The organism is Aeromicrobium sp., from assembly GCF_025965075.1.
Taxonomy (GTDB): domain Bacteria; phylum Actinomycetota; class Actinomycetes; order Propionibacteriales; family Nocardioidaceae; genus Aeromicrobium.
On record NZ_JAOPXQ010000267.1, the window covers coordinates 1 to 9,545 of the forward strand.

The window sequence follows — 9,545 nt, forward strand, 5'->3', positions numbered from 1 at the left end:
CGCCGACGGCGACCGCGAGGGCGGTCCCCGGCCGTCCCGCGAGCTGGTCGCCGCGGTCCTGACCCATCCGACCGAGCTGCCGGCCAGCGCGGGCCACGACCCCGCGACGTCCGAGGCGATCACCCGCACGGCGGCCGTCGCGGCGCTGCTGGCCCGGGCGGCCCGGCAGATCGCCGACCGGGAGGCGCCCGAGCAGGTGCTCTGGACCTTGTGGACCGGCACCGACTGGCCCCGCCGGCTACGGCGGGAGTCCGAGGACGGGGGCGAGGGCGCTCCCCGCGCCGACCGCGATCTCGACGCGCTGTGCGCCCTGTTCCAGCAGGCCGCCCGCACCGAGGAGCAGCAGGGCCACCGGACCGTCGAGGGCTTCGTCCGCGAGATCCAGGCCCAGGAGATCCCCGGCAGCACCCTGGCCGACTCCGGCGTCCGCGACGGCGCGGTGCGGCTCATGACGGCCCACCGCTCCAAGGGCCTGGAGTGGGCGCTGGTCGTCGTGGCCGGCGTGCAGGACGGCGTGTGGCCCGACATCCGCTACCGCGGGTCGCTGCTGCAGTCGGACCGGCTCGGTCCCGAGGGCGTACGCCCGCCGGCCTCGTCGGCCAGCCTCGCCGCGGAGGAGCGCCGGCTGTTCTACGTCGCGTGCACGCGGGCGTCCCGGACCCTGGTCGTCACGGCGGTCGAGAGCGGCAACGAGAGCGGGGACCAGCCCTCGCGGTTCGTCACGGAGCTGATCCCGCACGCCACGGGGCCGGCCCAGCGCCGGCGGGTGCGCCCGCCGCGGCCGATGTCGTTGCGCGGCACCGTCGCCGAGCTGCGCGCCCTCGCGGAGTCCACGACCAGTGCCCGGGTCCGTCAGGAGGCCGCCCGGATGCTGGCGACCCTCGCGGCCCGGGAGGTCTGGGCCACCCGCGGTGCGGATCCCGGCACGTGGTGGGGCGTCGCGGAGCTGACCGAGGCCGAGGAGCCCATCTGGGACCCGGACGCGCCGGTGCGGCTCTCGGGCAGCACCGTCAGCTCGATCGTCGACTGCCCGCTGAGCTGGTTCCTCTCCCACGAGGCCAAGGGATCCACCGCGACGACGTCGGCGCAGGGCTTCGGCTCGATCGTGCACGCCCTGGCCGCCGACGTGGTCCGTCAGGACATCGACCCCGATCCCGTCGCGCTCGCCGCGAGCCTCGACCAGGTGTGGCGCCGGCTGGAGTTCCCGGCCCGCTGGGTCGGCGACCGGGAGCGCGAGGCCGCGCACCAGGCGCTCGCCCGGTTCGCCCGCTGGCACGCGACCCATGGGCGGACGACCCTGGCCGCGGAGCACCCCTTCGTCGTCGAGCTCGAGCTCGACGGGGTGCCGACCGTGCTGCGCGGGTCGATGGACCGGGTCGAGCTCGACGTGCAGGGCCGGGTCCACGTCGTCGACCTCAAGACCACCAAGAGCGTGCCGAGCTCCGCGGCGATCGCCCAGCACGCCCAGCTCGGCTTCTACCAGGTCGCGGTGGACCACGGCGCGACCGCGGAGCTGGCGCCCAATGCCCCGGCCGGTGGCGCCGAGCTCGTCCAGCTCCGCAACGCGCAGGGCGCCCGCAACCCCGATGACCCCAAGGTGCAGGCGCAGGGCGCCCCCGAGACGGGGGAGCCGTTCTTCGCCCTCGACCAGATCCGGCAGTCGCTCGGTGTCATCCGGACCGAGACGTTCCCGGCGACGCCGAGCCCGACCGCGTGCGGCTACTGCGACTTCCAACAGCTGTGCCCCGCCAAGCCGTCCGGTGCGACCGTGGTCGGTGGTGGCGCATGATCCCGCTCATCCGCGACGCCGCCCACCTGTGCGACGTGCTGGGCATCCCGTTCAGCACCGACCAGCTCCGTGCCGTGACCGCACCCGTCGACGCCCCGCAGTCGATCATCGCCGGCGCCGGTTCGGGCAAGACCACCGTCATGGCGGCACGGGTCGTGTGGCTGGCCGGGCACGAGGGCATCGACCCGGCCACGATCCTGGGGCTGACCTTCACCAACAAGGCCGCCGCCGAGCTCGGGGTCCGTGTCCGGGCGTCGCTGGCCACGATCGGTGACTGGTCCGAGCACGGCGAGCCGACCGTCGCGACCTATCACGCGTTCGCCGGCACCCTGATCGCCGAGCACGGCCTGCGCCTGGGCATCGAGCCCGACCTGCGGGTCCTGTCCGACGCGACCCGGTTCCAGATGGTCGCCCGGGTCATCTCGTCGTACGACCGGCCGTTGGCCGCGGTCAGCACCCACGTCCCGACCCTGGTCAACGACGTCATGGACCTCGACGGCCAGCTCGCCGAGCATCTCGTCACGACCGAGGAGCTGCGCGAGTTCGACCGCAGCCACATCCTCGAGATGGAGTCGGTCGACAAGCAGCTCAAGCTCCACCGGGACGCGATCCTGACGGCCCGCAAACGGATCGAGCTCAGCCACCTGGTCGAGCGCTACCGGGAGGCCAAGGTCGAGGCCGGGGTCATGGACTTCTCCGACCAGATGGCCTGGGGTGCGCAGATCGCCCAGATCCCGGAGGTCGGGGCCGCGCTGCGGGAGCGTTACGGCGTCGTGCTGTTGGACGAGTACCAGGACACCTCCGTCGCCCAGCGTGACCTGCTGGTCAACCTGTTCTCCGGCGCCGCGCCCGAGGAGGGGCTCGGGCACAGCGTCACCGCGGTCGGCGATCCGGCGCAGGGCATCTACGGCTGGCGAGGTGCCGCGGCCAACAACCTGTCGGAGTTCCTCTACGACTTCCCGGCCGCGTCCCGGCGCACCGGCAACCCCCACTCGCTCGACGTCAGCCGCCGCTGCGGGGTCGAGGTCATCGACGTCGCCAACCGGGTCGCCGATGAGTTCTACCAGTCCTCGACGATCGTCCGCCCGCTCAAGGCCGCCCCCGAGAACGGTCCCGGGCACGTCGGTGCCGCGCTGCACCTGACGGTCAGCGACGAGATCGACGCGCTGGTCGAGGGCGTGGTCGCGGCGCACGCCGACGGAACGGACTGGAAGGAGATCGCGATCCTGGCCCGAATCGGCGCCGAGAACGGCGCGATCGTCCGGGCGCTCCAGGACGCCGAGGTCCCGGTCGAGGTCGTGGGGCTCAACGGCCTGCTCGACCAGCCCGAGGTCCGCGACCTGCTGGCCCTGCTCGACGTTGTGGAGGACGTCACGGCCAACCCGTCCCTGCTGCGGCTGCTCACGGGCCCCCGCTGGCGGATCGGCCCCCGTGACCTGGCCCTGCTGGGCCGTCGCGCCCAGCAGCTGAGCGGCCGGGCCTACGCGCCGGACGGCGAGCCGACCCTGGAGTCCGAGCTCGAGCGCGCCGTCGCCGGCACCGACCCCACCGAGATCGTGTCGCTGGCCGATGCGCTGGACGACCCGGGCCCCGCGGCGTACTCGCCCGACGCCCGGCGCCGCTTCGCCGAGCTCTCCGGCATCCTGACCTCGGTTCGCCGGCACGTCGGCGAGCCGCTGCACGACATCGCCCGCCGGGGCATGACGACGCTCGACCTCGACCTGGAGCTGCAGTCGGGATCGTCCGCGAGCGGGATGGACAACCTCGGCCTGCTGTTCGAGGCGATCGCCGCGTACGCCCAGAACGACCGGTTCGCCTCGCTGTCGGGGCTGCTGGCCTACCTCCGCGCCGAGGAGCAGTACAACCGCGGCATGGAGGTCTCGGCGCCGTCCGAGGACGACTCGGTCAAGCTGCTGACGGCGCACAAGTCCAAGGGGCTGGAGTACGACGTCGTGTTCGTGCCGTTCGTGTCCAAGGGGATCTTCCCCGATGCCAAGGGGCGGCCCCGCTGGGTCACGGTCGCCTCGGCGCTGCCCGCCGCGCTGCGCGGCGACCGCGACAGCATCCCGGACGTCGAGGACTGGACCACCGCGGGGCTCAACGACTACAAGGCCGCGACGTCCGCCGACGCACTGATGGAGGAGCGCCGGCTGGCCTACGTGGCGTTCACCCGGGCGCGCAAGCGCCTGTACGTCAGCGGCCACCGGTGGGGCCGGACGCAGAAGAACGCCCGCGAGGTCTCGCCGTTCCTCGAGACCGTGCGGACGTGGCTGGCCGAGCGGGACCGGGAGCCCAGCGTGTGGGCGCCCGAGCCGCTCGACGACACCAACCCCTATGCCGCGCAGCTCGACCTCGTCGCCTGGCCGGCGCCCCTGACGGGCCTCGAGCGGCGCCGTGAGGTGGCGACCCTGGTCCGGGCGCTGCGGTTCGGCGCCGACCCCGCCGTCCCGTCGCAGGCCCAGAGCGCGGATGAGCAGGCCGACGAGCAGGCCGGACTGGCCCGGCTGGCGGAGATCTCGACCGAGATCGACGAGCTGCTGGCCGAGGCCGCCGAGCTCGACGACGACACCCGGGTCGTCCGCCTGCCCGGTGCCCTGTCGGCGACCCACGCGATCGCGCTGCTGGAAGATCGCGACGGCTTCGTGCGCGACCTGGCCCGGCCGATGCCGCGCCGGCCGTCGCCGGCCGCCCGGTTCGGCACCCGGTTCCACGCCTTCGTCGAGGAGCACTTCGGCCAGCGCGGGCTCTTCGACCCGACCGACCTGCCCGGCTCGGGCGATCGCGAGGTCGTCGGGATCGAGTCCGATCCCGAGCTCGACGAGCTCAAGACCAGGTTCGTCGACGGCCCCTACGGTGACAGCTCGCCGCACGTCATCGAGGCACCGTTCTCGATCGTGTTGGGCGGGCAGCAGGTCGTCGGCCGGATCGACGCGGTCTACAAGACGACGCGGGGCTACGAGGTCGTCGACTGGAAGACCAACAGCAAGGCGACCGCCGACCCGCTGCAGCTCGCGATCTACCGGCTCGCCTGGGCCGAGCTCAACGACCTCGACCCGGCCACCGTAACCGGCGCATTCTACTACGTACGCCTCGGCGAGGTGAAGCGCTTCGGCCAACTCCCGGACCGCACCGAGCTCGAGCGGAGGCTCGGACTAGCCTGAGCGGGTGGACTACGCCTTCAGCAACGCCCAGCACGACCGCGCCGGCCATCTCCGCAAGGACGACGTGTGGCGCACGTCCGACGTCCGGGTGCTGCTCATCGGGGGTGAGCACGTCGCGACCGTCGGGGGGCAGGGCCTGCGCTGGATCCCGATCGACGAGGCGCCGGAGGGCGAGTGGATCTTCCTCGGCGTCAAGGACGACCAGCGCTACGCCGCCGTGATGGTGGACCGGGTCCCCGAGGCGTACGAACCGGTGAGCCTGCGCATGATCGGTCCGACGATCGCCCCGGACGAGGCCTCGCTCGCGGTGCACGCCGTCGGCATCGCGCAGTGGCACCAGACGCACCGGTTCTGCGCCCGCTGCGGTGCGCTCACCGACCTGGCCCAGGCCGGGCACGTGCGGATCTGCCCGGCGTGCGGCGCGCACCACTTCCCACGCACCGACCCGGCCGTCATCATGCTGATCACCGACGACCAGGACCGGGCGGTGCTGGGCCGCCAGCCGGTGTGGCCGGAGGGCCGGTTCTCGACCCTGGCCGGCTTTGTCGAGCCGGGGGAGACCCTCGACGACGCAGTCCGTCGCGAGGTCATGGAGGAGGTCGGCATCGAGGTCGGCGAGGTGACCTACGCCGGCAGCCAGCCGTGGCCGTTCCCGTCCAGCCTGATGCTGGGCTTCTTCGGCAAGGCCGTCACCACCGACATTCGGGTCGACAAGGACGAGATCGCCGAGGCGCGCTGGTTCACCCGCGAGGAGGTCACCGAGATGACGGCCTCCAGCGAGCTGCTCCTGCCGCCCAACGTCTCGATCTCGAGGTGGCTGCTGCAGCAGTGGCACGGAGGCGAGATCCACGGCAAGTGGGCCTGACCCCACCCAACGCTGACGCGTGGGTTGCACCCGCTGACGCGCGACGTACGACCCGTGACGCGCGGGTTACGACCGGCGACGCGCGGGTTACGACCGTTGACGCGCGACTTAGGACCGGCGACGCGTGGTTGCGCACGCGTGGGTTGTTCGCTGTCAGCGGCCGGTCAAGCCGGCAACCCGTACAGCGTCGCCAACCCACGGGTCAGCGGGTACAACCCACGCGTCAGGGGGCGTAACCCACGCGTCAGCGTCGCTAACCCACTCCTCAGGGGGCGTAACCCACGCGTCACCGGGTTGGGGGTCAGGAGGCGAGCTCGGCCTTGATCTGGGCGAGGCTCGGGTTGGTCAGGGCGGTGCCGTTGGCGAACACCAGCGTCGGCACCGTCTGGTTGCCGCCGTTGGCCTGCTCGACGATGAACGCCGCCTCGGGGACCTGCTCGATGTCAACCTCGTCGAAGGTGATGCCCTCGCGCTTGAGCTGCCCCTTGAGTCGGTGGCAGTAGCCACACCAGGGGGTCGAGTACATCGTGAACGTGCCGGACATGAAGTGTCTCCTTCGACGACTAGTCTTGATCCTCTCAACACCAACCTCACCCATGCCATTCCGAAGGAGCCCGTGTGCCATCTGCCGACGACCTCCTGACGGGTCTCGACCCCGAGCAGCGCGAGGTCGCCATGGCGCTGCGCGGCCCGGTCAGCGTCGTGGCCGGAGCCGGCACGGGCAAGACCCGCGCCATCACGCACCGCATGGCGTACGGCGTCGCGACCGGCGTCTACAAGCCCACCGAGGTCCTCGCCGTCACCTTCACGACCAAGGCCGCCAACGAGATGCGCGTACGTCTGCGCGATCTCGGCGCCCAGGGCGTGCAGGCCCGCACGTTCCACTCCGCCGCGCTGCGCCAGGCCCGCTACTTCTGGCCGCACGTCTATGGCGGCGACTTCCCCGAGGTCACCCAGTCCAAGTTCGGCATGGTCGCCGAGGCGGTCCGCCGGCTCGGGCGCCGCGCCGACACCCCGCTGCTGCGTGACCTGTCCTCGGAGATCGAGTGGGCCAAGGTCTCCAACATCGCGCCGACCGCCTACGCCGCCGCGGCCGGACCCGCCCGCCGCGAGGTCGCCGAGCTCGACCCGTCCGAGGTCGGCAACGTCCTGGCCGCCTACGAGGACATCAAGCGAGAGCGCGGCCGCATCGACATGGAGGACATCCTCCTGGTCACCGCCGCGATCCTCGCCGACGACGAGCGCATCGCCGCGCAGGTGCGCCAGCAGTACCGCTGGTTCGTCGTCGACGAGTTCCAGGACGTCAACCCCCTGCAGGCCAAGCTGCTCGACCTGTGGCTCGGCGGACGCAACGACATCTGCGTCGTGGGTGACCCCCGCCAGACGATCTACTCGTTCGCGGGGGCGTCGCCGCAGATCCTGGCGTCGTTCGCACGCAAGCACGAGGGCGCCGAGCGGATCGAGCTGGTCCGCAACTACCGCTCGACCCCGCAGATCGTGGCCGCGGCCAACGCGGTGTTCGCCCGCACCGCCGGACCGGCCGGCGCCGACGGCGTACGCCTGCAGTCCCAGCAGGAGCCGGGGGACCCGGTGAGCTACATGGGCTACTCCGACGAGCTGGCCGAGGCCAACGCCGTCGCGAGCGAGATCGCGCTGCTGCACCGACGCGGGGTGCCCTATCGCGAGATGGCGATCCTGTTCCGCATCAACGCCCAGTCCGAGGCCTTCGAGGAGGCCCTCGGCGAGCACGGCATCCCCTACACGATGCGCGGCGCGACGGGTTTCTTCAACCGGGCCGAGGTACGCCAGGCGGTGACCCTGCTGCGCGGCTCCGCCCGCGGGGAGGCAGCCGGCGGTCACCTGGTCGACGACGTCCGGGCGATCTTCGCCTCGATGGGTCACACCGACGCACCCCCGAGCGGCTCCGGCGCGGTCCGCGACCGCTGGGAGTCCCTGCACGCCATCGTGTCGATGGCGACGGATCTCGCCGAGGCCGACGCGGCCGCCGACATGACGGCCCTCGTCGCCGACCTGGACCGCCGCATCGAGCAGGCCCACGCGCCCGCCGCGGACGGGGTCACCCTGGCGACCCTGCACTCGGCCAAGGGCCTGGAGTGGGACGCGGTCTTCTGCATCGGCATGCACGAGGGCATGATGCCGAGCGTCCACGCCGACACCCCCGCGATGGTGGAGGAGGAGCGCCGGCTGTTCTACGTCGGCGTGACCCGCGCCCGGCACGACCTGATGATCTCGTGGGCCGCGACCCGCAAGCCCGGCGGCCGTGGCAACCGCCAGCCGACCCGGTTCCTCGACCCGCTGCTGCCGGCCGGTCACGAGGCCCGCAAGGTCAGCGACGCCGGCCGCCAGCGCAAGGTCGCCAAGTGCCGGGTCTGCAACACGGTCCTGGCCGTCGCCGACCGCAAGCTGGGCCGCTGTGCGGACTGCCCCGCGACCTACGACGAGGAGCTCTACGAGGTGCTCCGCGCCTGGCGCAAGGAGCAGGCCACCGAGCAGGGCAAGCCGGCCTACGTCATCTTCACCGACGCCACCCTGCAGTCGATCGCGGAGGCCAAGCCCGCCGACGAGGTGGCGCTGGCCAAGGTCCCCGGCATCGGCCCGGCCAAGATCGAGCAGTACGCCGAGTCAGTCCTGCAGCTCGTCGGCAAATCCCGGTAGGGACTCCTCGAGGATCGCCCGGAACGGCGCGGTGGCTCCGAGCTGGCTGAGCACCCCGATCCCGCCGATCCAGACCCGGTGGATCAGCAGGTACTGCGGCGGCAGGTTGATCTTCATCGCGGTGCCCATGCCCTCGGCGGTCGGTGCGCTGACCCGCAACGTCTGGGCGCGGATCCACTCCCGGCTGAAGGTGAACCGCTCGACCCGGGCCGGCTCGACGAACGGGCCGATGTAGCGCGCGATCGTGTCGGCGTCGAGATCCGAGCGGGACTTGATGAAGCCCTCGTCGCGCAGCCCGTCGAGGACGCTGTCGTAGTCCCCGTCGACGGCGTGGCGCAGCAACCGTCCCATCGAGGTGGGCAGGCCCTCGGGCAGCCGGGCGACCGCGCCGAAGTCGACGACGCCGAGCCGGCCGTCGGGCATGAGCCGGAAGTTGCCGGGGTGCGGGTCGGCGTGCAGCATCCCCGCCCGGCTGGGCCCGGCGAACAGGAACCGGACGTACGCCTCGCCGTAGCGGTCACGCTCGTCCTGGGTGCCGGTGGTGATGATCTGGGCCAGCGATGAGTCGCTCTCGAGCCACGTCGAGACCAGCGCGCGCTCGGTGTGGGCCAGCGGCTCGGGGACGACGATGTCGTGATCGCCGTTGAACCCGGCAGCGAACGTCGCTTGCGCGGCGGCCTCGAGGCTGTAGTCGAGCTCCTCGGTTACCCGATCCTGCAGCTCCTTGACCAGCGGCTTGACGTCCAGGCCCGGCGCGATGACGCCGAACATCCTGGCCAGCCGCGCGATCTGCTTGAGATCGGAGATCAGGGCCTTGGCCGCGCCCGGGTACTGCAGCTTGACGGCCACCGTGCGGCCGTCCTTCCAGGTGGCGTGGTGCACCTGGCCGATCGAGGCGGACGCGGCGGGCCGGTCGTCGAAGGACGGGAAGCTGTTGCGCCAGTCGGCTCCGAACTCCTCGGCCATGACGCGGTGGACGGTCGCGGGCGGCATCGGGGGAGCGGAGTCCTGCAGCTTGACGAGCGTCTCGCGGTAGGGGCCGATCAGCTCTTCC

The 9,545-nt window shown here is 72.2% G+C and carries 6 protein-coding genes; 4 read left to right on the plus strand and 2 right to left on the minus strand.

Going from position 1 to position 9,545, the window contains the following annotated elements:
- The 3 genes from JWQ91_RS15645 to nudC all read left to right on the plus strand — a co-directional run.
- The coding region (locus tag JWQ91_RS15645) for a UrvD/REP family ATP-dependent DNA helicase (protein WP_297786246.1) at window positions 1–1,789 on the plus strand (1,789 nt) is incomplete at its 5' end.
- Entirely contained in the window at window positions 1,786–4,950 is a 3,165-nt protein-coding gene (locus JWQ91_RS15650; protein ID WP_297786249.1) for a UvrD-helicase domain-containing protein, read from the plus strand. The genes JWQ91_RS15645 and JWQ91_RS15650, both read left to right, overlap by 4 nt.
- 4 nt (window positions 4,951–4,954) lie before the next feature.
- Window positions 4,955–5,815, plus strand: coding sequence for an NAD(+) diphosphatase (gene nudC / locus JWQ91_RS15655; RefSeq protein WP_297786252.1), 861 nt, complete (start codon window positions 4,955–4,957; stop codon window positions 5,813–5,815).
- A 301-nt stretch (window positions 5,816–6,116) separates the two neighbouring features.
- Here nudC and JWQ91_RS15660 read toward each other — a convergent pair whose 3' ends face one another.
- The gene (locus JWQ91_RS15660) at window positions 6,117–6,359 is read right to left on the minus strand and encodes a mycoredoxin (RefSeq protein WP_297786255.1); all 243 of its coding nucleotides are present in this window, start codon (window positions 6,357–6,359) and stop codon (window positions 6,117–6,119) included.
- A gap of 74 nt (window positions 6,360–6,433) precedes the next feature.
- On the opposite strand from JWQ91_RS15660, the gene JWQ91_RS15665 reads away from it, so the two are divergent.
- Entirely contained in the window at window positions 6,434–8,491 is a 2,058-nt protein-coding gene (locus JWQ91_RS15665) for an ATP-dependent DNA helicase UvrD2 (RefSeq protein WP_297786258.1), read from the plus strand.
- Here the strand turns inward: JWQ91_RS15665 and JWQ91_RS15670 are convergent.
- Window positions 8,459–9,545, minus strand: a 1,087-nt coding sequence (locus JWQ91_RS15670; protein WP_297786261.1) for an AarF/ABC1/UbiB kinase family protein, incomplete at its 5' end; no start/stop codon positions are given. The genes JWQ91_RS15665 and JWQ91_RS15670 overlap by 33 nt on opposite strands.